Here is a 23,024-nt window from a genome sequence, read left to right as displayed (position 1 = left end):
CGTGACCAGACCGGCACCCCTCGCCGGCGCCGGTCGGGTGGCCGGCGCCGCCGCCCTCATCGCCGTACTCACCGTCCTCGCCCGGCTCGCCGGGTTCGGGCGTACCGCCGTGTTCACCTGGGTGGTCGAACGCAGCGACCTCGGCGGCATGTACGTGATCGCCAACACCGTTCCGAACATCATCTTCGAGATCGTCGCCGGTGGGGCGCTGGCGAGTCTCGTCGTACCGCTGCTGGCCGGGCCGGTCGCGGTCGGTGACCGGCGGGCGGTGGCCGCCACCACCGGCGCGCTGCTGACCTGGACGGTGACCCTGCTGGTGCCGCTCGCGGCGCTGGTGGCGCTCTTCGCCGACCCGATCGTGGCGGTCATCTCCGACGGGCGTTCCCCGGCCGAACTGGCCGCCGGGGCACGGATGCTGCGGGTGTTCGCCCCGCAACTGCCGCTCTACGGCATCGGGATCGTGCTGACCGGGGTGCTCCAGGCGCACCGCCGGTTCGCCTGGCCGGTCGTCGCCCCGCTGCTGTCCAGCCTCACCGTCGTGCTGGTCTACCTCGTCTTCGGGGCCACCCAGGGGCGGGACGCGAGCATCGCCCAGGTGAGCCGGGCCGGGGAGCTGGTCCTCTCCGGCGGCACCACCCTCGGTGTGGTGGTGCTGTCGCTGTCGCTGTTGATCCCGCTGCGCCGGCTCGGGCTGGCCTGGCGGCCCGGCTACGCCTTCCCCGCCGACGCCCGGGCCCGGGTCGGCGGGCTCGCCGTCGCCGGGGCGGTCACCGTCACCGCCCAACAACTCGCCCTGGTGGTCATCCTCAACCGGATCTCCGGCGGCCCGACCGAAGCCCCGCAGGTCTACAACCTCGCCCAGACCATGTACCTGCTGCCCTGGGCGGTGCTGGCGGTGCCGCTGGCGGTCGCCGCGTATCCGGGGCTGTCGGCCGCTGCGGCCACCGGCGACGAGGGCGGCTACCGCACGACGGTCGCCGCGACCACCCGGGGGGTGCTGCTGTGCAGCTTCCTCGGCGCGGCGGCCCTGATCGGCACCGCCGAACCGGTCGGCCGGTTCTTCCCGCTCGGCGCGGAGCCGACCGCCGCCGCCATCGCCGGGTTCGCCCCCGGGCTGGTCGGCTACGGGCTCTTCGCGGTGCTGTCCAGGGCGCTCTACGCCCGGGGCGCCACCCGGGTGGCGACCGCCGCCATCACCACCGGTTGGCTGGTGGTGCCGCTGGTCGCCGTACCGCTGGCGGCGCTGCTGCCGCGCGCCGACCGGGTGCTGGCCGTCACCCTGGCCAACTCCGTCGGCATGCTGGTCCTCGGGGTGCTGCTGGTCGGCGCGGTGCTCCGCGCCGCCGGTCGGGCCGCCCTCGCCGGTTGCGGTCGGGCTGCCCTCGCCGGTCTGCTGGGCGCGCTGCTGGCCGCCCCGGCCGGCGTCCTCACCGCCCGCCTGCTCGCTGGCGACGGCACCCCGACGACAGCGGGAGCATTCGTTCAGGGCATGCTGTCCGGGGCCGTGGTCGGTGTGCTGTTCCTCGCCGTGGCCTGGCTGGCGGACCGGCGGGACGTCGGGCCGCTGCTCGCCGGCGTACGTCGTCGGCTGGGCGGCCGGCGACCGGCGGGTGCCCCGCAGGACGGCGTTGCCGGCAACGCCGGTGACGGGAAGGAGACCCGCTCCCCATGACCCACGCGACGCCCGCCCCCGACCCCCGGGGCACTGTGGTGCTGCTGCTCGCCTCCAGCACCGGCGGGGTGGGGCAACACGTGCGGTCGGTGGCCCGGGGGCTCGTCGAGGCCGGCCAACCGGTGCTGGTCTGCGGCCCGGCCGCCACCGGCGAGCAGTTCGACTTCGCCGCCACCGGGGCCCGGTTCACGCCGGTGGAGATCTCGGCCAACCCCACCCCCGCCGACGCCCGCGCGGTCACCGCGCTGCGCCGGGCGCTGGCCGACGTGGACGCCCGGGTGGTGCACGCCCACGGGCTGCGCGCCGGGCTGGTCGCGGCGCTCGCCCGGCCCGCCGCCCCGCTCGTGGTCACCTGGCACAACGCGGTGCTCGCCGGAGGGCTGCGCGGACGGCTGTCCCGGCTCGCCGAACGGGTGGTCGCGCGGTCCGCCCGGGTCGCCCTGGGGGCCTCCGCCGACCTGGTGGACCGGGCTGCGGCGCTGGGCGCCACCGACGCCCGGCTCGCCCCGGTCGCCGCGCCGGCCCTGCCCGCCCCACGTCGCCGCCGCGCCGCCGTCCGCGCCGAGTTCGGCGTCGCCGGTGATCGGCCGCTGGTGCTCTCCGTCGGCCGGCTGCACCCGCAGAAACGCTACGACGTGCTCGTCGACGCCGCCGCCCGGTGGCGTACCCGTACGCCGCCGCCGGTGGTGGTGATCGCCGGCAGCGGCCCGGCGTACCTGCCGTTGGCCGCCCGGATCTCCGCCGCCCGCGCCCCGGTGACCCTGCTCGGGCACCGCACCGACGTGGCGGACCTGCTCGCCGGTGCCGACCTGGCGGTGGTGACGAGCGACTGGGAGGCCCGGCAACTGTTCGCCCAGGAGGCGCTGCGGGCCGGCGTACCGCTTGTGACGACCGCCGTCGGTGGGCTGCCCGAGCTGGTCGGCGACGGCGCGCTGCTGGTCCCGCCCGGCGACGTCGACGCGGTCGACGCGGCCGTCCGGTCGCTGCTGGACGACCCGAGCCTGCGTGCCGACCTGGCCCGTCGGGGCGCCGCCCGCGCCGCCGGCTGGCCCACCGAGGCGGACACCGTCGCCGCGCTGGGTGCCCTCTACGCCGAACTCGACGCCGGCCGTGCCGATCGCCGCGACGACGCCGGGCACGCCCGGCCGGCCGGGCGTGGCGACCAGGTCGGGCCGGCGGCGCCCGGCACCGACACCCCCTCGACGGGACGCGCCTGATGCTGCGCAGATTCACCCCGGTCCTGCTCACCCTGATCGTGGTGGCGCTCGGCGTGACCGCGTTGGCCGCCCGCCCCGACAGCAGCCCACCCCGGCGCACCGCCGACTACGTGGTCCTCGTCGGAGTGGCGGGGTTGCGCTGGTCCGACGTCGACCCGCAGCGGACCCCGGCGCTGTGGCGAATGGCCCAGCGGGGCTCCATCGGCTCGCTGTCGACCCGCTCCGCGCACCGTCCGACCTGCCCCGTGGACGGTTGGCTCACCCTCGGCGCGGGCAGCTACGCCGGTTGGAACGGCAACCGCCAACCGGGCGGCTGTCCGCCGGCAGAGGTGACCGTCGAACAGCCCGACGGGATCGGCGCCAACCTGCCCGACCAGGAGAGCGTGGTCGCGTACAACGCCGACCGGCAGCCGTGGGGCACGGTGCCCGGCTCGCTGTCGGAGTCGGTGCGCTGCTCGGTGGCGGTCGGCCCGGGCGCCGCCGTCGCCGCCGCCCGTCCCTTCGGCCGGGTCGACCGGTACGCCCCGGCGCTGCCGGCCGACCCGGCGGAGCTGCTCGGCTCCTGTGTGCTGAGCATCGTCGACCTGGGCACGGTCAGCGGCACGGATCCGGCCGACCGGCAGGCGCAGGCCCGCCGCGCCGACGAGGCGCTGGCGAAGGTGCTCGCCGCCCGGCCGGAACGCTCCCTGGTGTTGGTCGCCGGGGTGTCCGACACCGAGGCTCCGGCCCGGCTGCACGTCGTCGTCGCCGACGGCCCCGGCTGGGAACACGGCTGGCTCACCTCGCCCAGCACCGGCCGGGAGGGCTACCTGCAACTGGTGGACCTGGCCCCGACCGCGTTGATCGCGTTGGGCCGGCCGATGCCCGAGCGGATCTTCCTCGGTCGTCCCGCCGTCAAGATCGACGATCGACCCGACGACCTGGCCACCGCGATCACCGCGCCCGCCGACGCCGACCGGGAGGCCGCCGCCCAGCGGGCCGTGGCCGGCTGGTTCTTCGCCCTGCTCGCCGCGGCCCAGATCGCCCTCGCCGTCGCGGTCCTGCCGCTGTTGCGCCGGGCCCGCCGGCTCGCCGGCCCGCACAGCCCGCCGCCGGTGTCCCGCCGCATCGTGTCGACAGTGGAACTGCTGTTGATCGCCGTCGCCCTGGCGGTGCCCGCGGCCCTGCTCGCCGACGCGGTGCCGTGGTGGCGGGGCGACCACGCCGGCGCGTACTTCGCGGGGGTGACTGTCGCGTTGGTCGTCGGCGCGACCGCCCTGGTCCGGTTCGCCCCCGGCCACGACCGCACCCTCGGACCGCTCGGCGTGGTCGCCGGCCTGGCCACCCTGGTGGTCGGGGCGGACGTGCTCAGCGGTGCCCGGTTGCAGCTCAACGGGGTGGTCGGCTACTCCGCGCTGGAGGGCGGCCGGTTCTCCGGCCTCGGCACGGTGGGGCTCGGCGTCTTCCTCGCCGGTTCGCTGCTCAGCGCCGGCTGGCTCGCCCAGCGGGTCCGCCGGCAGTGGCGACCGATGGTGGTGGTCGCGGTGGGCGGACTGGCCGTGGTGGTGATCGGGAGCCCCTACCTGGGTGCGGACTCCATCGGTGCGATCGCGCTGACCGCCGGGGTGGCGGTGGCCGCCGCGATCAGCACCGGCGGCTGGCTGACGGTCAGTCGGCTGGTCTGGGCCACCATGGCCGGGCTGGCGCTGACCATCGGCTTCGCGGTGGTGGACCTGCGCCGGCCGGTGGAGGAACGGGGGGCGTTGGGCCGGTTCCTGACCGCACTGGGCGAGGGCACCGGCGGGCTGACCGTGCACCGGTCCAGCACGGCGAACTTCCAGACGTTGGTGAACAGCCCGTTGACCGTGCTGGCGGTGGTCGGCCTGCTGCTGGTCTGGTTCGCGTTGCTGCAACCCTGGGGCGGGTTGATGCGGTTGTTCGGCATCTACCCGGCGATCCGGGCGGCACTGGCCGGTACGGCGGTCGCGGCGGTCATCGCCGGACTGCTCGGCGGTTCCGCGCTGGACGTGGCCGGGGCGGCCGCGGCGCTGGTGGTGCCGATGGCGGCGTTGGCCTCGCTGCGGGTGCTCGACCACTCCACGGACCGCACCCTGCCCGATCCGGGTCACCCCCGGCCGGAGGGCCCGGCTGGACCACCCGGCGGTGCCCCGTCCGACGGCACCCCGCCCGGCGGACGGCCCGACGACGGCGGCGACCCGGTGGGGGACGGCGACGACCCGACCCCGGAGCACGCCCCACCGCCTGTGGCGTCGGACGGCGATCCGGCAGCTGGCCCGGGTGGGGACGGGGCCCGGCCGGCGGGGCGGGGTGGGGCGACGGTCCCCGCGGCACGGGTGCCCGGCCCGGCGGCTCCGGCGTCGACCGAGGTGGTGGCCGGTCGGCCCGGCGCGGGGCCCGGATAGCCCGGGATCGGGTGCGACGCCGGAGGGCCGCCGGGGAGGTGTTACCGTGGAGTCCCGTGGATCGCGTGATCACTTTGCTGATCGGCACGGCGGTTCGCACGACCGCTACGGACGACACGGGAGCAGGCCTTGGCCCCTTCAGCACGGACGACCCGGCACATCTTCGTCACCGGGGGCGTCGCCTCCTCGCTCGGAAAGGGCCTCACCGCCTCCAGCCTCGGTAATCTGCTCACCGCCCGGGGTCTGCGGGTGGTGATGCAGAAACTCGACCCCTACCTCAACGTCGACCCCGGGACAATGAACCCGTTCCAGCACGGTGAGGTCTTCATCACCGAGGACGGCGCGGAGACCGACCTCGACGTCGGGCACTACGAGCGCTTCCTCGACCGGGACCTCTCCGGCAAGGCCAACGTCACCACCGGTCAGATCTACTCCGACGTGATCGCCAAGGAACGGCGCGGCGAGTACCTGGGCGACACCGTCCAGGTCATCCCGCACATCACCAACGAGATCAAGGCGCGGATCGTCGGCATGGCCGACCCGGACGCCGACGGCCAGATCCCCGACGTGGTGATCACCGAGGTCGGCGGCACCGTCGGCGACATCGAGTCGCTGCCGTTCCTGGAGGCGATCCGCCAGGTCCGCCACGACCTGGGCCGGGACAACTGCTTCTACCTGCACGTCTCGTTGGTGCCCTACCTGGCTCCGTCGGGCGAGCTCAAGACCAAGCCGACCCAGCACTCGGTGGCGCAGTTGCGCAACATCGGCATCCAGCCCGACGCCATCGTGCTGCGCTGTGACCGGGAGATCCCGGTGAAGCTCAAGGAGAAGCTCTCCCTCTACTGCGACGTGGACTCCGAGGCGGTCGTCGCCGCCCCGGACGCTCCGAGCATCTACGACATCCCGAAGGTGCTGCACCGCGAGGGCCTCGACGCGTACGTGGTGCGCCGGCTCGGCCTGTCCTTCCGCGACGTCGACTGGACCAGCTGGGACGACCTGCTGGAGCGGGTGCACCAGCCGCACCACACGGTCACCGTGGCGGTGGTCGGCAAGTACGTCGACCTGCCCGACGCCTACCTGTCGGTAAGCGAGGCGATCCGGGCCGCCGGCTTCGGCCACCGGGCCCGGGTGCAGCTGCGCTGGGTGCCCAGCGACGACTGCGTCACCCCGGCCGGGGCGGCCTCGGCGCTGGCCGGCGTGGACGGCATCGTCATCCCCGGCGGGTTCGGCGTACGCGGCATCGAGGGCAAGATCGGCACCGCCCGGTACGCCCGGGAGAACGGGGTACCGCTGCTCGGGCTCTGCCTCGGCCTGCAGTGCATGACCATCGAGGTGGCCCGCCACCTGGCCGGGCTGGACGCGGCGAACTCCCTGGAGTTCGACGAGGAGGCCAAGCACCCGGTCATCGCCACCATGGCCGACCAGGAGGACATCGTCGCCGGTCGGGGTGACCTGGGCGGCACCATGCGGCTCGGGGCGTACCCGGCGACGTTGGCCGAGGGGTCGATCGTGGCCGAGGCGTACGGCGCCACCGAGATCAGCGAGCGGCACCGGCACCGGTACGAGGTGAACAACGCCTACCGCGACCAGCTCACCAGGGCCGGCCTGCACATCTCCGGCACCTCCCCGGACGGTCGGCTGGTCGAGTTCGTCGAGCTGGACCGGAGCCTGCACCCGTTCTTCGTGGCCACCCAGGCGCATCCGGAGCTGAAGAGCCGCCCGACCCGCCCGCACCCGTTGTTCGCCGGGTTCGTCAAAGCGGCGGTGGCGTACTCGCAGGCCGACCAGTTGCCGGTGGACCTCGATCCGGTGGTCGAGACGCCGAAGACCGCGGCACCGAAGAACGAGGCGCCCACGCCCAAGGACGCGGCCCGCAACGGCGCGTCGGCGAAGGCGTCGGCCACGTCGTGAGCGCCGTCGAACACCGCTACGAGCTGCGTTCCCGGGTCGAGCGCTACGCCGGTCGGATCTTCACGGTGGTCACCGACGAGGTGACCATGCCCGGTGGGGGCACCGCCAGCCGCGACTACGCCCGGCACGTCGGCGCGGTAGGCGTGGTCGCCCTCGACGAGGCGGGTCAGGTGGTGCTGGTCAGGCAGTACCGGCAGCCGGTCGGACGGCACCTGTGGGAGTTGCCCGCGGGGCTGATGGACGTCGCCGGCGAGGACCTGGCGGTGGCCGCCGCCCGGGAACTGGCCGAGGAGGCCGACCTGACCGCCGGCCGGTGGGACCTGTTGGTCGACGTGCACACCTCGCCGGGGTTCACCGACGAGGTGGTCCGGGTGTTCCTCGCCCGGGAGTTGGCCGAGGTGCCCGTCGGGCAGCGGCACGAGCGGCACGACGAGGAGGCCGACCTCCAGGTCGTCCGGATCGACCTGGACGAGGCGGTCGGCATGGTGCTGGGCGGCGAGATCACCAACGGTCCGTGCGCGACCGGCCTGCTGGCCGCGGCCCGGGCCCGGGACGCCGGCTGGTCGGTGCTGCGCCGGGCCGACACCCCGCTGCACCGCTGATTTCCGGTACGCCCGCAGGGGCCGCCGCGGACCGCCGCGACGGCCCCTGCGCCGTCTCCGCCCGGTTCCGGCCGTCGGCGTCGGACACGGTGATCCCGGCCGGGTTCCATCCGGCGGGCGGGGCCGACCGGTGCGACCATGGGGGAGACACCGAACGGCAGGCCCGTGCGCCATGCCTGACACCTCGTCAGGTGGATCGGGCACCGGTTGTCACAGTGCTGGCCGTCGGAGGGTGGCGGCGCGCCTAGACTGCCGCCGGCGGGACCGGTGGACCGCGTCGGCAACGGAGCCGGCGGGGCACCGCGCAGTCCGGGGTGCGTCATCCCGGAGGAAGGTGTCTGCATCGTGAAGGTCGGAATCCCACGCGAGGTCAAGAACCACGAGTACCGCGTGGCGATCACGCCGGCGGGCGTCAACGAGTTCGTCCGCCACGGTCACCAGGTCTTCGTCGAGGCCGGCGCCGGCGTCGGGTCCAGCCTCACCGACGACGAGTTCGCCGCCGCCGGGGCCACCATCCTCGACACCGCCGACGAGGTGTGGGACACCGCCGAGTTGGTGCTCAAGGTCAAGGAGCCGATCGCCGAGGAGCACCACCGGATGCGCGCCGGGCAGGTGCTCTTCACCTACCTGCACTTGGCTGCCTCGAAGGAGTGCACCGACGCGCTGGTCGACCGGAAGGTCACCGGCATCGCGTACGAGACGGTCGAGCTGCCCGACCGGTCGCTGCCGCTGCTCGCCCCGATGTCCGAGGTGGCCGGGCGGCTCGCCCCGCAGGTCGGCGCTTACCACCTCCAGCGGCAGGGCGGCGGCCGGGGCATCCTGATGGGCGGCGTCTCCGGGGTGTACGCGGCGAAGACAGTGGTCATCGGCGCGGGCGTGTCCGGCATGAACGCCGCCGCCATCGCACTGGGCCTGCAGGCCGAGGTGCTGCTGCTGGACATGAACGTGGCCCGGTTGCGGCAGGCCGACGCCATCTACCGGGGCCACCTGCAGACGGTCGCCTCCAACGCGTACGAGATCGAGCGTGCGGTGCTCGACGCGGACCTGGTCATCGGCGCGGTCCTCGTCCCCGGGGCGAAGGCCCCGACGCTGATCTCCAACGAGCTGGTGTCCCGGATGAAGCCCGGCAGTGTGCTCGTCGACATCTCCATCGACCAGGGTGGCTGCTTCGAGGACTCCCGTCCCACCACGCACGCCGAGCCGACCTACCAGGTGCACGACTCGATCTTCTACTGTGTGGCGAACATGCCCGGCGCGGTGCCGCACACCAGCACCTACGCGCTGACCAACGTCACCCTGCCGTACGCCCTGGAGCTGGCCAACCAGGGCTGGCGCGACGCGCTGCGCCGCGACCCCGCGTTGGCGCTGGGCCTGAACACCCACGACGGTCGGGTGGTCTACGGCCCGGTCGCCGAGGCGCACGGCATGGCCGCCCTCCCGCTGGCGGAGGTGCTGGCCTGACCGGTCGGCCGCGCGGCGCGGCACCGGACCGGGTGCGCGCCGCAGCACCCGAGCCGGCACCCGAGGGTGTTCCCGGCAGCACGGACGACGGGGCCGGAGCGGGCGGGGAACCCGCGCCGGCCCTGCGTCGGGCGGTGCGTGGCTACCTCGACCACCTCACCGTCGAGCGGGGGCTGTCGGCGAACACCCTCACCTCGTACCGTCGGGATCTGGAGCGTTACCTGGGTACCCTGGCCGCCGCCGGGGTGACCGACCTGGCGTCGGTCGGCAGCGGACAGGTCGAGGCGCACCTGGCCCGGCTGCGCGCCGGCGACGACGACCATCCGCCGCTGGCGGTGGCCTCGGCCGCGCGGGCCGCCTCCGCCGTGCGGGGACTGCACCGGTTCGCCGTCCGCGAGGGGCTGACCGGTGCCGACCCCAGCCGGGACGTCCGCCCACCGCCCGCCGCGCGCCGGTTGCCCCGGGCGTTGCCGGTCGACGACGTGACCCGGCTGCTGGAGGCCGCCGGCCCGGTCACCGCCGCCGGCGACGGGGCGGCCCTCGCGCTGCGGGACCGGGCGCTGCTGGAGTTCCTGTACGGCACCGGGGCGCGGATCTCCGAGGCGGTCGGCGCCGCCGTGGACGACCTGGACCTCGACGAGGGCACCGCCCTGCTGCGGGGCAAGGGCGGCCGGACCCGGTTGGTGCCGATCGGCGGGTACGCCGTCGAGGCGCTGCGGGCCTTCCTGGTGCGGGCCCGACCGGGCCTGGTCGCCGCCGGCCGGGGCACCCCGACGGTCTTCGTCAACGCCCGGGGCGGTCCGCTGACCCGGCAGGGGGCGTGGACGGTGCTGCGGCGGACCGCTCAGCGGGCCGGGCTGCCGGTGGACGGCCCGCACGCGGTCTCCCCGCACACCCTGCGCCACTCGTACGCCACCCACCTGCTCGACGGTGGCGCCGACGTGCGGGTGGTGCAGGAACTGCTCGGCCACGCCTCGGTCACCACCACCCAGGTGTACACGTTGGTCACCGTGGAACGGCTGCGCGAGGTGTACGCCACCACCCACCCCCGCGCCCGGGACGCCAGCCCTCCCTCGGGCCGCTGACCGTCCGGGGCGCGAACCGCCCGTCGGGCCGCTCCTTCCCGCCGCGCCCGCCGGTGACCCGGCCGCTGACCGGCCGATACGCCCGACACGCCGGACCGGTGCCGAACGCGCTGGTCGTCGGTGGCGTAGAGTCGGCATCGGCGCGGACCTCCTGGGGCGACAACCGGGGTGCGCAGCGGCGCCGCGAAGGACGTCGGACTGCTCCGATGCCGGGTGGGTCGTCGGGAGGGGGCAACGAGGACATGGCTGGCAACGGTGATCGTGCCGACGCCTGGACGTCGGAGCTCCGTGAGCAGCAGGCGTCGCTCGGCGCCGACCTGGGCCCGGCCGACCCGGCCGCCTACACGATGCGCAAGCCGATCCCCGAGCCGATGCCCACCGACCGGCACGGACCGGCCCGGATCATCGCGATGGCCAACCAGAAGGGTGGCGTCGGCAAGACCACCACCACCATCAACCTGGGCGCGGCGCTCGCCGAGTACGGCCGCAAGGTGCTGCTCGTCGACTTCGACCCGCAGGGCGCGCTCTCGGTGGGGTTGGGCGTCAACCCGCACAACCTCGACCTGTCGGTCTACAACCTGCTCATGCAGGACGACGTCATGGCCGAGGACGTCCTGATCAAGACCGACGTGGCCGGCCTGCACATCCTGCCCGCCAACATCGACCTCTCCGCCGCCGAGATTCAGCTGGTCAACGAGGTCGCCCGGGAGATGGCCCTGGCCCGGGTGCTGCGCAACGTGCGCAAGGAGTACGACTACATCCTGATCGACTGCCAGCCGTCACTGGGCCTGCTGGCGATCAACGCGCTGACCGTCGCGCACGGGGTGCTCATCCCGCTCGAATGCGAGTTCTTCAGCCTGCGCGGGGTGGCGCTGCTGCTGGACACCATCGACAAGGTTCGTGAGCGGCTCAACTTCGACCTGGAACTCGAAGGCATCCTCGCCACCATGTACGACAGCCGCACCACCCACTGCCGGCAGGTGCTCCAGCGGGTGGTCGAGGCGTTCGGCGACAAGGTCTACCAGACGGTCATCACCAAGACGGTGAAGTTCCCCGAGTCCACGGTGGCCGGTGCGCCGATCACCACCCTCGACCCGGCCTCCTCCGGGGCCCGCAACTACCGGCAGCTGGCCCGTGAGGTGATCGCCGCCCAGGCCGACCGGTAGGCCTGGGGTGCGTCTCCGCCGCGCCGCGTCCGAGGTGCCCGGGACGGCGAGCACGTCCGCGCCCGGGGCGTGGACTACGGTCGTCCGGTGACCGCCCCGCCGCTGGACCCGCCGACGACCCCGGAGCAGCCGCCCGTGCTGGCCGCCGAGGTCGCCGCCGACGTGGCGACCGACCCGGCGGGCGTACCGCAGGACGGGCAGAGCGGCGGCTTCACCGTCCGGCTGGCGAACTTCACCGGCCCGTTCGACCTGCTGCTGCAGCTGATCAGCAAGCACAAGCTGGACGTCACCGAGGTGGCCCTGCACACCGTCACCGACGAGTTCATCGCCTACATCCGCGCCATGGGCGACCAGTGGGACCTCGACGAGACAAGCGAGTTCCTGCTCATCGCCGCCACCCTGCTCGACCTGAAGGCCGCCCGGCTGCTCCCCTCGGCGGAGGTGGAGGACGAGGAGGACCTCGCCCTGCTGGAGGCACGGGACCTGCTCTTCGCCAGGCTGTTGCAGTACAAGGCGTACAAGGAGGCGGCGGCGCACATCGCCGAACTGGAGGCGGTCGGCGGGCGACGCTACCCGCGCGCGGTCACCCTGGAGGCCCGGTACGCCGACGCCCTGCCCGACCTGGTGCTCGGCATCGGCCCCGAACGGCTGCTCAAGCTGGCGGTCCGGGCGATGACCCCGAAACCGGTGCCCGAGGTCTCCATCGCGCACGTGCACCTGGTGCGGGTCAGCGTCCGGGAACACGCGGCGATCCTCGCCGAGCGGCTGCGCCGGGCCGGCCTAGCCACCTTCACCCTGCTCTGCGCCGACTGCGAGATCACCCTGGAGGTGGTGGCCCGCTTCCTGGCGCTGCTGGAGCTCTACCGGGAGGGACTGGTCGCCTTCGTCCAGGAGGAGGCCCTGGAGGAGCTGACCGTGCGCTGGACCGGCCCCGCCGACGGCGGGGCCGCCCTGCACGTCGACGAGTACGCCGGCACCCCCGCCGACCCCGACGACACCGCTCCCGCCCCGGACGGGCCCGCTGCCCCGGCTGGTCCCGTGCCGGGCGGACCCGCCGTGTTCACCGACCCGGCGGGCGATCCCGCGACGACGCAGGAGTGACGTGATGAGCGACGAGGAGCACCGGGACTCGCTGGCCGATCAGGCCGCCGCCTGGGTCCCCCCGTGGGAGCGGCCCACCCCCCGGCAGAAGCCCGTCCCCACGGACGACACCGCCGACACCGCCGGTGAGACCGCGGACTCCCCGGCGGACGTCGCGCCCGCCGCACCGGGTGATGCTCCGACGGACGCCGTGACCGTCGACCCGGACGTACCGGGTGGACCGGCGGAGCGGGTCGGTGCCGGAGCGGCCAGGATGGGGGAGGGGACGGCTGAGGACGTACCGAAGCGGCGGCCGGCGGGGCGGCGGCGGGCGACGGTCGTGCCGGAGCCCGCACCCGAGCTGGACGACGCGGAGCTGCGCGGCGCGTTGGAGGCCATCCTGCTGGTGGTCGACGAGCCGGTCAGCGAGCTGGTGCTGGCCCAGGTGCTGGAGCAGTCACCGGAGCGGATCGGGCCGGTGCTCGACGACATCGCCGCCGGCTACACCGCCGCCGGGCACGGTTTCGAGCTGCGCCGGGCGGCGGGTGGCTGGCGGCTCTACACCCGGCCGGAATACGCGACGCACGTGGAACGGTTCGTGCTGGACGGGCAGTCGGTACGGTTGACCCAGGCCGCGCTGGAGACGCTCGCGGTGATCGCCTACAAGCAACCGGTGACCCGTGGCCGGGTCTCGGCCATCCGGGGTGTCAACTGCGACGGGGTGCTCCGTACCCTGGTCTCCCGCGGGTTGGTCGAGGAGTGCGGCGCCGAACCGGACAGCGGGGCGTTCCTCTACCGGACCACCACGATGTTCCTGGAGAAACTGGGCCTGGACTCGGTCGCCGACCTGCCCCCGCTCGCCCCGTTCCTCCCCGACGACGTAGAAGAGCTTGCCGATGCCACGCGATGACCGTTCCCCCAAGCCCGACGCCCCCGTGTACGAGGGTGCCGAACGCCTCCAGAAGGTGCTCGCCGCCGCCGGTGTCGGTTCCCGCCGTGCCTGCGAGGACCTGATCTTCCGGCGTCGGGTCACCGTCGACGGGCGGGTCGCCAAGCTCGGCGACAAGGTCGACCCCGCCACCGCCGTGATCCACGTCGACGGCGAACGCCTCCAGGCCGACAACCGCCTGGTCTACGTGGCGATGAACAAGCCGCGCGGGGTGGTCACCACGATGGCGGACGACAAGGGCCGCAACGAGCTCGCCGAGTTCATCGGCAACCGGGTGGAGCAGCGGGTCTACCACGTCGGACGGCTCGACGCGGACAGCGAGGGACTGCTGCTGCTCACCAACGACGGGACCCTCACCCACAAGCTGATGCACCCGTCGTACCAGGTGCTCAAGACCTACCTGGCCGAGGTGGCCGGGCCGATCCCGCGCAACCTGGGCAAGCGGCTGCTGGCCGGCGTCGAGCTTGAGGACGGGCCGGTGAAGGTCGACTCGTTCAAGGTGGTGGACACGCTGGGCAAAAGCGCCCAGGTGGAGCTGAGCCTGCACGAGGGGCGTAAGCACATCGTCCGCCGGTTGCTGGCCGAGGTCGGGCATCCGGTGTCCCGGCTGGTGCGTACCTCGATCGGGCCGATCAAGCTCGGCGACCTGCGTACCGGGCGGATCCGGCGGCTGACCAACGCGGAGGTCGCCGCCCTGTTCAAGGCCGTGGGTGACTGAGTTCAGGGCCGTGGGTGACTGACCGGAGTCGCAGCGGGTAGGTGTGCCGGTAGGCTTCCCCCCGGCCCGCGGGCCGTCGGGTGGCGCGGGTCGCCCCCGGCGGCGGCGCGCGGCCGACCCGCGAGGCGCGGGATGATTGACGACGATGGAGAACCGCTCAACGGCGCCGGGGTAACCGGCGACCCGCGAGGTACGGGCTGAGGAGGACAACGGTGGAGGAAAACGTACGGGCCGGGCGCTGCGTGGTCGCTGTGGACGGGCCGTCCGGTTCGGGTAAGTCCACCGTCTCGCGGCGGCTCGCCGCCGGCCTCGGTGCCCGCTACCTGGACACCGGCGCGATGTACCGGGCGGTCACCTGGGCGGTGCTGCGCTCCGGCGTCGACCTGACCGACGCCGCCGCCGTGGGCAAGGTCGCCGGTGAGGTCGAGCTGCGCATCGGCACCGACCCCCAGGGGTACGGCGTGAGCGTCGACGGGGTGGGTGTCGACCAGGAGATCCGGGGTTCCGAGGTGACCGGTGCGGTCTCCGCGGTGGCCGCCGTGCCGGCGGTGCGGGCGTTGCTCGTGGCCCGGCAGCGGGAACTGATCGCCAATGCCGGCCGGATCGTGGTCGAGGGCCGGGACATCGGTGCCGTGGTGGCCCCGGACGCCGACCTGAAGGTCTACCTGACCGCGTCCGAGGCGGCCCGCGCCAGGCGGCGCAGCGCCGAGGACGCCGCCGACGTCACGGCGACCGCCGCCGACCTGGCCCGGCGGGACCGGCTCGACTCCACCCGCACGGTGAACCCGTTGCGGCAGACGGCCGACGCCGTCGAACTGGACACCACCGAGCTGGGCATCGACGAGGTCGTCACCCGGCTGCGTGAGCTGCTCACCGAGCGGGGAGTGGCATGAGCGACGGATGGGTGGAGCTGCGCGAGCCGGAGGCCGCCGTCGAGGAGCCGACCGGTCCGCAGCCGGTGGTGGCCGTGGTCGGTCGCCCCAACGTGGGCAAGTCGACACTTGTCAACCGGATCATCGGCCGGCGGCAGGCGGTCGTGGAGGACGTCCCCGGGGTGACCCGGGACCGGGTGCCGTACGACGCACAGTGGAACGGTCGGTCGTTCACCGTGGTGGACACCGGCGGCTGGGAGCCGGACGCGAAGGACCGGGCGGCGGCCATCGCGGCCCAGGCCGAGACGGCGGTGGTCACCGCCGACGTGGTGATCTTCGTGGTCGACGCCATGGTCGGCTCCACCGATGTGGACGAGGCCGCGGTGAAGATGCTGCGACGCAGCGCCAAGCCGGTGATCCTGGTGGCCAACAAGACCGACAACACCGCCATCGAGATGGAGGCGACCTCGCTGTGGTCGCTGGGTCTCGGCGAACCGTTCCCGGTCTCCGCACTGCACGGCCGGGGCTCCGGTGAACTGCTCGACGCCATCCTCGACGCGCTGCCCGACGCGCCGAAGATCATCGAGAACCGGCCGCGCGGCCCCCGCCGGGTGGCCCTCGTGGGTCGGCCCAACGTCGGGAAGTCCAGCCTGCTCAACCGGTTCTCCGGCGAGGAGCGGGCGGTCGTCGACTCGGTCGCCGGCACCACAGTCGACCCGGTGGACAGCCTGGTGGAGATCGGCGGCGAGACCTGGCAACTGGTCGACACCGCCGGGTTGCGCAAGCGGGTCGGCAAGGCCAGCGGCACCGAGTACTACGCCAGTCTGCGTACCGCCGGGGCCATCGAGGCGGCCGAGGTGGCGGTGGTGCTGCTCGACTCCAGCGAGCCGATCAGCGAGCAGGACCAGCGGATCCTGACCATGGTCGTCGAGGCCGGCCGGGCCCTGGTGATCGCCTTCAACAAGTGGGACCTGGTCGACGCCGACCGTCGGTACTACCTGGACAAGGAGATCGACCGGGAGCTGCGCCGGATCCCCTGGGCGATCCGGCTCAACCTGTCGGCGCAGACCGGCCGGGCCGTCGACAAGCTCGCCCCCGCGCTACGCAAGGCACTCGCGAGCTGGGAGACCCGGGTGCCGACCGCACAGCTCAACCAGTGGCTCACCGCCCTGGTCCAGGCCACCCCGCACCCGGTGCGCGGGGGCCGGGCCCCGAAGATCCTCTTCGCCACCCAGGCGGGTGTCTCCCCGCCCCGGTTCGTGCTCTTCACCACCGCACCGTTGGACGCCGGCTACCAGCGTTTCGTCGAGCGCAAGCTCCGCGAGGAGTTCGGCTTCGAGGGCAGCCCGGTGGAGATCTCGGTACGCCCCCGCAAGAAGCTCGGCCCCGGTGGCCGGGGCAAGGCGCACGGCTGACGTACCTCCTCCACTCGACGAGAACCAGAAAGAGGGCCGGGAGTTCATCTCCCGGCCCTCTTTCCTAGGATGCCTTAGGAGTGGTGGCGGCGGGCACGCGATGCGGCAGGGGCCTGTGCGTGCGGCACGAAGATCCTGCGCTAAGCTGAAGCGGCTGCTGCGGGGGAGACCCTGCGGGGAGCATCGGGACGTGGCGCAGCTTGGTAGCGCACTTGACTGGGGGTCAAGGGGTCGTCGGTTCGAATCCGGCCGTCCCGACAATTGCTAAGGAACCCGTTGACCAGGGTGTATGCCCTGGTCAACGGGTTCTATTTCATTCTTCCTCAGTAGAGTATTGCTGATCTAGACGGCGCGTAGCTGGGGACCACCTGGGGACCGGCGGGCCTTCAAGTGGGCGCTGAGTGCCGTTCCCGTGTCGGTGATCGACTGCCGGTCGGGGTGCAGGTAGCGCTGTGTCGTGGTCAGCGACCCGTGGCCGGCGATCTTCCGCAGGACGTGCACCGGGACCCCGGCGTCGGCCATCCAGGTCAACCCTGTGTGCCGCAGGTCGTGCCGTCCCAGGTGTTCGTAGCCGAGCTTCGTCACCACCTCATCCCAGTGCGTCGCGTCCCGCAGCACGGCAGTGCTGATCCGGCCACCACGCGGGCCGGTGAACAGCCGGGAGTGCGGCGCGGTCACCGAGTCCAGGCGGCGGACGACGATCGGTTGCACTTCCTCGATCAGCGGCACCATCCGGGCGCGCTTTCCCTTGGTGCCCTTGTCGATCAGGCCACCGGGGCCGGGTGTGGTCTGTCGGCGGACGGTCCACATCCACGTTTCCCGGTCGATGTCCTCGGCGCGGACGCCGGACACCTCGCCGATCCGGGCGGCGGTGCACGCGGCGAAAATCGTCACGTCGCCCCATCCGGGGAACCCGTTCGCGGATCGTTCGACCAGGGCTGTGGCAAGTCCGGTCAGCGCTTCCCAGTGCGGCAGGGCGAGCGTGCGCGGGTCGTCCAACTCGTCTTCGGCCCGCTGGTATTCGCGCTGCCACCCGGTGACCTGTGCGGGATTCCGCGCGATGACGCCGTCGCGTACTGCCTGCTGCATCACCCGGGCCAGCACGGCAAGACTGTTCTTGACCGTCGATCGACTGCATTCGTCAGCGATCCAGCCGTGAACGGCCCGGTCTGTCGCGCCGTTGGTGATCATGCGAATCGGGATGTGGCCGAGTGCGGGGACCACCCGTTTACGCCAACCGGCTAGGTACGGGTCGAGCGTCTTGCGTTCCAGGCCGCGCAGGGCCAGCGTCATCACGCTTTCGCCGTGCTCGGCCAGTCGCTTTGTCGCGGCGAGCGGGTCGACGCCACCCTGTGCCGCGCTGACCATGGCGTCGATCCACGCTTGCGCCTCCTCGGGCGTTGCCACCGATTTTGCAGGCCACAACGGCAGAGCCGATGCGGGCACGACGAGCACCTACGCGCGAGCAGACGTTTACGAGGTCGCCCGGGCGCTTTCGATGTTGACCGGTGAGCAGCACCCGCTGTTGTCGGTCTCAGCAACCACTGCTACCCCGCCGTTTTCAGGGACCTTGCACTGGCACCCCGCAGGGTAGGCCAAGGAGCTGCACATGGACGCCGCCCTGCCGCATCGTCGGCGGCGGGGGCGAGGGGTGCTGATGGTGGCTTGGCGATCACCTCATGAGGGTCGTGAGGAACAGTTCCTCGGACTGCTCTCCTTCCAGGACAGGTCCGCCCTCGAAGCGGAAAGCCGGCGGCTGGACGCCGAACCGTCGTACCCGCTCAAGTTCGGCCCGCAGGCCGGCGGCACCGGTCTCGCTGGTCACCACTCCCGTCTCGCTTGCGAGTCGGGTAAGCGTGTCAGGATCGGCGATGTTCAGTCCGTCGGTGAAGTAGGCCCGGAACAGCCGTTCGGCCATCTGCTCGCCCCTTCCCTGGGCAGACGCCTGAGCATGGACCCGGTGCGCGTCGAACGTGTTGGTGAACCATGCCCGACCGAAGTTCAGCTCAAGACCGTCGGCAACACCGAAGGACTCATCGGATACGAGGGCACGCGCGACCTCCTCGCCGCGTTGCCGCTTCCCGACCTCGAACAGCGGCTCGCCGGCGCAGGACGCTTCGGGCTGGAACTGGAACGGGCATTAGACCGTTTCCACCTGGCCGCCATCGGCGCGGAAGCGACGAGTGGCTCGAGTAAAGCGGCTGAATCCACGATAAGAATGCACACACATGAAGTCCAGGACGACCTCTACCCTGCGCGGCTTTTCCATACTCGACCCCTTCTGCGGCTGTGACTGTTTGGTCGTTCGGCGGACACGGCCTCCGGGTGCTGGCCCGGCAGCGGGTGGCCTTCGATGCGTCACCAGGGAACCGGACCGCAGGCGGCGAAGTAGCCACCCGTCGGGCCGTCCGGCCCGATCACGGCCATCCGCACGATGATCTCGGCGCCCTCCTCGACGCTCTGGGCACCGGTGCGGCCGTTGAGGTCGGTAGCGGTGTGACCGGGATCGACCGAGTTGACTTTCATTGTTGGATACGCGTGGGCGTACTGTGCGGTGACCATGTCCAGCGCGGCCTTGGCGGAGCCGTATGCCAGCGCCGGGACCCAGACGGGCACCACCGACGCGTGGCCCACGGGGTCGGCGGTGACGGCCAGTGAGCCCAGGCCACTGCTGACGTCCACCACGACGGGAGCCGCGTGGATGGCGTGTAGGCGCCTTGCAGAGCCAGGACGGCCTGCAGCAGGGGGATGGTAGGGAGCTCGGCCTCACCCGGCCGGCACGGTTCTGCACCGCCTGCCGTCCGCACGATCGCCGCAGCGGGCTGCGGTCCTCGCCGCCCGGTCAGCGCGGCGCGTCGCCCCTCACCGAACGCGGGCGATCAGTCTGCTGTTTCGAGCCCCGTGCTCCGGCTGCGGCACCGAGTCCACCCGCCCGTTTCGGGTCAGTGTCACGCGTGAGGGCGCGGCCTGAGCGGACCGCCTCACCCTCGACATCCCCGGCGGTGCCCGCCGCCTGCGCCTGTTCCACACGGTCCGGCCACGGCGGGGGAGGGGGAGTGGCCCGCGGTCGTTACCGAAGGTGCGTGAAGATTCACTCAGGGCTATCGGATTTGACGGGCGGCGTTGTAGCATCGAACTCGACCTTGGGAGACCAAGCCCCTTTCGAAGTGGTTATTGGCGTCCTGATTCGGTGACCTCGCCGGAATCGATGCGAAGGCGGGTAGGAATTCGGGAACTCCTCGCGATGATGATGTGAATTCACCCTGCCGTCTCGCGTCCTTCGGGCGCGGCGCAGGGCTGATCGGTGAAGCGGTACTGCCCGTCCGCCGCCGCAGGACCGGGCGACCATCATAAATTAACCTGACCGAAACGCGTTTTGCGATCCGGAAAATGCCCTGTTGGTTCACTGAGAAGTGACTCTCTATGAACCCGACGAGCTTCCCTTGATTTTTTGACTAACTCCTATCAGGATGGCTCATCGTAGGGCGTCGGAGCGGACGAGTTCAGAGTTGATTTCCCGGTCGACACGGTGTGCTGGTGGTCGGCTCGGCCGGGGAAAGGATATCCGTCGTCGGGGAGATTCCCGGCGGCAATTCACCTTCGATGGGAATGCTGAGAATAGGCCCGGAGTCCGGGTCCGAGGTATGGGTCGGGCGAGCGCGTGAGCTGAGCCTCACGCAGACAGCGTTGACCCGGCTGGCGCGGGGGACCGGCTCGGTGCTCCGGTTGGTCGGTGAGCCGGGCATCGGCAAGACCGCACTGCTCACCATCACCGCCCGGGCCGCAGCCGCCCGCGGCTACCAGGTGTTCCACGCCGTCGCCGACGAACTCTCCCAGCAGTCACCACTGAGCGTCCTGCTCGCCTGCCTCGGAGTCCGGCAGCGGCCGGGCGACCCGTCCCGGGCGGAGATCACCCAGACCCTGGTCGGCCAACCGCCGGTCTTCCCCGCCAACGGGCCGGCCCTGGCTGCCGTGGCCGAGATGCTGGTCTCCCTGGTCGACGACCTGTGTACGGCGGGCCCCACCGTCCTGATCGTCGACGACGCGCACTGGATGGACGAGGCGTCGACAGTGGTCTGGCGGCGCCTGGCCGCGAGCACCGAGCATCTGCCCCTACTCCTGGTCGCCGCGCACAGTCAGGACCCGTCCCGTCCGGCCCGTACCCCGGCCAACGCCGGCCGGGGCCACGAACACCTGCTGTGCCTCGTGCCGCTGGACGAAGCGGAGGTCTCGCAGCTGCTGGCCGGGCTGCTCGGAGCGCCGCCCGGCCCGACCCTCAGCCGGTGGTCGGATGCGGCGGTGGGTAACCCGCTCTACCTGCGTGAGTTGGCCGACGTCCTGGTGCGGGAGGACCTGGTCCAGGTCGTGGCGGGACACGCGGACCTGCGTGACGACGACGACCGGATACCTCCGGCCCTCACCGCCGCGTTGACCAGCCGGCTCGGTCTGGTGCCGGACGCCGGGGACGTGTTGCGGACCGCCGCACTACTCGGCACCGAGTTCACCGTCACCGACCTGAGTGTCGTGCTGGGGCGGCCGGTGCGGGTCCTCGCCGACGTGCTGCAGCGGGCCGTCGCGGCCCGGATCCTCGCCGGCACCGGTGAACGAATGACCTTCTGCCATCCGCTGATCCGCCAGGCCCTGTACGACGCCGTCGCGCTGCCGTTGCGCCGGGCGCTGCACCTCGACCTGGCCCAGGAGTTGGCCGCCGCAGCCGCCGAACCGCTCACCGTGGCACACCAACTGGTGGCGGCGGGCGGCGTCGAGAACCGGTGGGTGCCCGACTGGCTCCACAGGTCCGTCCACGCGTTGGCGGACGCCGACCCGGGACTCACGGTCCGGCTGCTGCGCGCACAGCTCGGACAGCTTCCGGCAAAGGACCCGCACCAGGCTTCGCTGAGCGTTGCGCTGGCCCGCTCACTACAGCTGTTGGGCCGGTGGGAGGAGGCCGCCGACCGGGCCCGCGAGGCCCTCGCGTCGTCGACCGGGCTGGACGCGCACGGCGAGCTGCACTGGCTGCTGATCCGTGCGCTCAACAACAGCGGGAAGACCGACGAGGCCGAACTGATCCTGCGGCAGGTGCTCACCCGACAGGCGATACCCGAACCGTGGCGCGGACGTCTTCTGAGCACCCTGGCCCTGATCAGCCGGGCCGGCACCGGCGGGCCGAACGAAGCCGAGGCTCTGGCCGGTGAGGCCCTCGACGCCGGTCGCCGATCGGGCGACGACTGCGCCATCGCGGGCGCCAGCGTCGTGCTGTCCCTCACCCGCTCCGACCGGCGTGACCACCTGGCCGCACTGCGGTACGCCGAACAGGCGCTCGCCGCCCTCGTCGGTCACCCCGACCACCCGGAACTGGAGATGTTCGCCCTGCACTGCCGCGTGGTGAGCCTGCAGAACATGGCCCGGTGGAGGGAGGCCGAACGGGTGCTGCGGCTGTCCCGGGAGATCCGTCGCCGGGCACACGACGTCGCCGCCGGGTCCATCGGCGTCACCGAGGCGATGCTGCACTACTGGGTCGGCCGCTGGGACGAGGCGTTGACGGCACTGGTCCCGGTGGCTGACGACCCCTGCGGGCCGTTCTATCCGGGTCTGCACCGGGGTGGGCCTGCGCTACTGCGGCGGGGCGTCACCGCGCTGATCGCCGTCCGGCGCGACGACCGCGCGCTCGCCGAGGCGCACCTGCGCTCTGACCCGGACGCGCCGGCCGACCGCAGCATCGACGAGGACAGCGAGGGCTTCCTCCTCGCCGCCCGGGCCGTGCACGCCGAACAGCGGGGCGAACCGGAACGGGGCGCCGCCCTGCTCGCCACGATGCTGCAGCACCGACCCGACTCCGGGACGGGGCCCCACCATCCGTGGTTCGCGGACCTGATCCGGATGGCGTCGGCCGGCACGGATTCCTCGACCGTGACGGCTGCCCTCGAACGGACGCGGGTCTGGACCGAGGCCGAGAAGACGCCGGGGCGGGCCGCGACCATGCGGCAGCGCTGCGTGGGCCTCGCCACCGAGGACCCCGAGCCGCTGCGCACAGCCGTGCAGCACTACCGGTCGGCCGGCCCCGGGACCGAGTTGGCGGCGACACTTGAGGACCTCGCGGTGGTGCTGGCCGGCCACGGCGCGACCGCCGAGTGCCGGGCGGCCGCCACCGAGGCGGTCGGCCTGTATACCCGGATGGGCGCGACCTGGGACGTCCGGCGCACCGAGGCGCGGCTGCGGGGCAGGGGCGTACGCCGAGGGGTCAGCGGCCCCCGCGCGGCCCGGCCGGTGTCGGGCTGGGCGGCGCTCACCGCCACAGAACGGCGCGTCGCCGTCCTCGTCGCCGAGGGCCGTTCGACGCCCGAGATCGCTGCCGCGATGCTCCTGACCCGCCGGACGGTCCAGACGCACATCTCCCGCGCCCTGCACAAGCTCGGGCTGCGCAGCCGTAACCAGATCGCCCGGGAGGTGCTACGCAACGCGGGTTCCCGATGA

At 72.8% G+C, this 23,024-nt stretch carries 17 protein-coding genes and 1 tRNA gene; 15 read left to right on the top strand and 3 right to left on the bottom strand.

What is annotated here, in order from left to right:
• Position 1 precedes the first annotated feature (1 nt).
• The 14 genes from murJ (at position 2) to OHQ87_RS13365 (ending at position 16,808) form a co-directional block, all read left to right on the top strand.
• Entirely contained in the window at positions 2-1,672 is a 1,671-nt protein-coding gene (murJ, locus tag OHQ87_RS13430) for a murein biosynthesis integral membrane protein MurJ (protein ID WP_328348348.1), read from the top strand.
• A complete protein-coding gene (locus tag OHQ87_RS13425; protein ID WP_328348347.1) occupies positions 1,669-2,889 on the top strand; it encodes a glycosyltransferase family 4 protein in 1,221 nt (406 codons plus the stop codon). Before murJ ends, OHQ87_RS13425 begins: the two co-directional genes overlap by 4 nt.
• The gene (locus tag OHQ87_RS13420) at positions 2,889-5,291 is read left to right on the top strand and encodes a hypothetical protein (protein WP_328348346.1); all 2,403 of its coding nucleotides are present in this window, start codon (positions 2,889-2,891) and stop codon (positions 5,289-5,291) included. The genes OHQ87_RS13425 and OHQ87_RS13420 overlap by 1 nt, the downstream gene beginning before the upstream one ends.
• Positions 5,292-5,420: 129 nt before the next feature.
• On the top strand, positions 5,421-7,202 hold the full coding sequence (locus OHQ87_RS13415) for a CTP synthase (RefSeq protein WP_328348344.1): 1,782 nt from the start codon (positions 5,421-5,423) through the stop codon (positions 7,200-7,202).
• Positions 7,199-7,804, top strand: a complete 606-nt coding sequence (locus OHQ87_RS13410; RefSeq protein WP_328348342.1) for an NUDIX hydrolase — start codon at positions 7,199-7,201, stop codon at positions 7,802-7,804. The genes OHQ87_RS13415 and OHQ87_RS13410 overlap by 4 nt, the downstream gene beginning before the upstream one ends.
• A gap of 345 nt (positions 7,805-8,149) precedes the next feature.
• A complete protein-coding gene (gene ald, locus OHQ87_RS13405) occupies positions 8,150-9,265 on the top strand; it encodes an alanine dehydrogenase (protein ID WP_328348340.1) in 1,116 nt (371 codons plus the stop codon).
• A 122-nt stretch (positions 9,266-9,387) separates the two neighbouring features.
• On the top strand, positions 9,388-10,350 hold the full coding sequence (locus OHQ87_RS13400) for a site-specific tyrosine recombinase XerD (protein WP_328348834.1): 963 nt from the start codon (positions 9,388-9,390) through the stop codon (positions 10,348-10,350).
• A gap of 242 nt (positions 10,351-10,592) precedes the next feature.
• On the top strand, positions 10,593-11,516 hold the full coding sequence (locus OHQ87_RS13395; RefSeq protein ID WP_067315071.1) for a ParA family protein: 924 nt from the start codon (positions 10,593-10,595) through the stop codon (positions 11,514-11,516).
• A gap of 162 nt (positions 11,517-11,678) precedes the next feature.
• Positions 11,679-12,617: a segregation and condensation protein A gene (locus tag OHQ87_RS13390; RefSeq protein ID WP_442930826.1), complete on the top strand. Its 939-nt coding sequence runs from the start codon at positions 11,679-11,681 to the stop codon at positions 12,615-12,617.
• Between the two features lie 4 nt (positions 12,618-12,621).
• Positions 12,622-13,506 (top strand): SMC-Scp complex subunit ScpB, encoded by an 885-nt coding sequence (gene scpB / locus OHQ87_RS13385; protein ID WP_328348333.1) that lies wholly within the window; start codon positions 12,622-12,624, stop codon positions 13,504-13,506.
• Entirely contained in the window at positions 13,493-14,263 is a 771-nt protein-coding gene (locus OHQ87_RS13380; RefSeq protein WP_328348331.1) for a pseudouridine synthase, read from the top strand. The genes scpB and OHQ87_RS13380 overlap by 14 nt, the downstream gene beginning before the upstream one ends.
• A 212-nt stretch (positions 14,264-14,475) precedes the next feature.
• Positions 14,476-15,156: a (d)CMP kinase gene (gene cmk, locus OHQ87_RS13375; RefSeq protein WP_328348330.1), complete on the top strand. Its 681-nt coding sequence runs from the start codon at positions 14,476-14,478 to the stop codon at positions 15,154-15,156.
• Positions 15,153-16,550, top strand: a complete 1,398-nt coding sequence (gene der, locus OHQ87_RS13370; protein WP_328348328.1) for a ribosome biogenesis GTPase Der — start codon at positions 15,153-15,155, stop codon at positions 16,548-16,550. The genes cmk and der overlap by 4 nt, the downstream gene beginning before the upstream one ends.
• Positions 16,551-16,734: 184 nt before the next feature.
• Positions 16,735-16,808: transfer RNA gene (locus OHQ87_RS13365), tRNA-Pro, on the top strand.
• A gap of 84 nt (positions 16,809-16,892) precedes the next feature.
• On the opposite strand, the gene OHQ87_RS13360 is transcribed toward OHQ87_RS13365, so the two are convergent.
• From OHQ87_RS13360 to OHQ87_RS13350, 3 genes are all read right to left on the bottom strand, one after another.
• A complete protein-coding gene (locus OHQ87_RS13360; protein WP_328348326.1) occupies positions 16,893-17,957 on the bottom strand; it encodes a tyrosine-type recombinase/integrase in 1,065 nt (354 codons plus the stop codon).
• Between the two features lie 265 nt (positions 17,958-18,222).
• On the bottom strand, positions 18,223-18,555 hold the full coding sequence (locus OHQ87_RS31365; RefSeq protein WP_442930825.1) for a DsbA family oxidoreductase: 333 nt from the start codon (positions 18,553-18,555) through the stop codon (positions 18,223-18,225).
• 353 nt (positions 18,556-18,908) lie between these two features.
• Positions 18,909-19,235, bottom strand: coding sequence for a hypothetical protein (locus tag OHQ87_RS13350; RefSeq protein ID WP_328348322.1), 327 nt, complete (start codon positions 19,233-19,235; stop codon positions 18,909-18,911).
• A 918-nt stretch (positions 19,236-20,153) separates the two neighbouring features.
• On the opposite strand from OHQ87_RS13350, the gene OHQ87_RS13345 reads away from it, so the two are divergent.
• Positions 20,154-23,024, top strand: coding sequence for an ATP-binding protein (locus OHQ87_RS13345; RefSeq protein WP_328348320.1), 2,871 nt, complete (start codon positions 20,154-20,156; stop codon positions 23,022-23,024).

The sequence above is a fragment of the Micromonospora sp. NBC_00421 genome (assembly GCF_036017915.1).
Classification (GTDB): domain Bacteria; phylum Actinomycetota; class Actinomycetes; order Mycobacteriales; family Micromonosporaceae; genus Micromonospora.
Note: the sequence above shows the minus strand (reverse complement) of the source record. Positions and strands in the feature narration are given on the sequence as shown.

What these genes read in the sequence shown, in the direction of transcription:
- OHQ87_RS13395 (WP_067315071.1), top strand. Translation starts at nt 10,593, where the DNA reads ATGGCTGGCAACGGTGATCGTGCCGACGCCTGGACGTCGGAGCTCCGT.
- OHQ87_RS13380 (WP_328348331.1), top strand. Translation starts at nt 13,493, where the DNA reads ATGCCACGCGATGACCGTTCCCCCAAGCCCGACGCCCCCGTGTACGAG.
- OHQ87_RS13425 (WP_328348347.1), top strand. Translation starts at nt 1,669, where the DNA reads ATGACCCACGCGACGCCCGCCCCCGACCCCCGGGGCACTGTGGTGCTG.
- OHQ87_RS13345 (WP_328348320.1), top strand. Translation starts at nt 20,154, where the DNA reads ATGGGAATGCTGAGAATAGGCCCGGAGTCCGGGTCCGAGGTATGGGTC.
- OHQ87_RS13420 (WP_328348346.1), top strand. Translation starts at nt 2,889, where the DNA reads ATGCTGCGCAGATTCACCCCGGTCCTGCTCACCCTGATCGTGGTGGCG.
- scpB (WP_328348333.1), top strand. Translation starts at nt 12,622, where the DNA reads ATGAGCGACGAGGAGCACCGGGACTCGCTGGCCGATCAGGCCGCCGCC.
- der (WP_328348328.1), top strand. Translation starts at nt 15,153, where the DNA reads ATGAGCGACGGATGGGTGGAGCTGCGCGAGCCGGAGGCCGCCGTCGAG.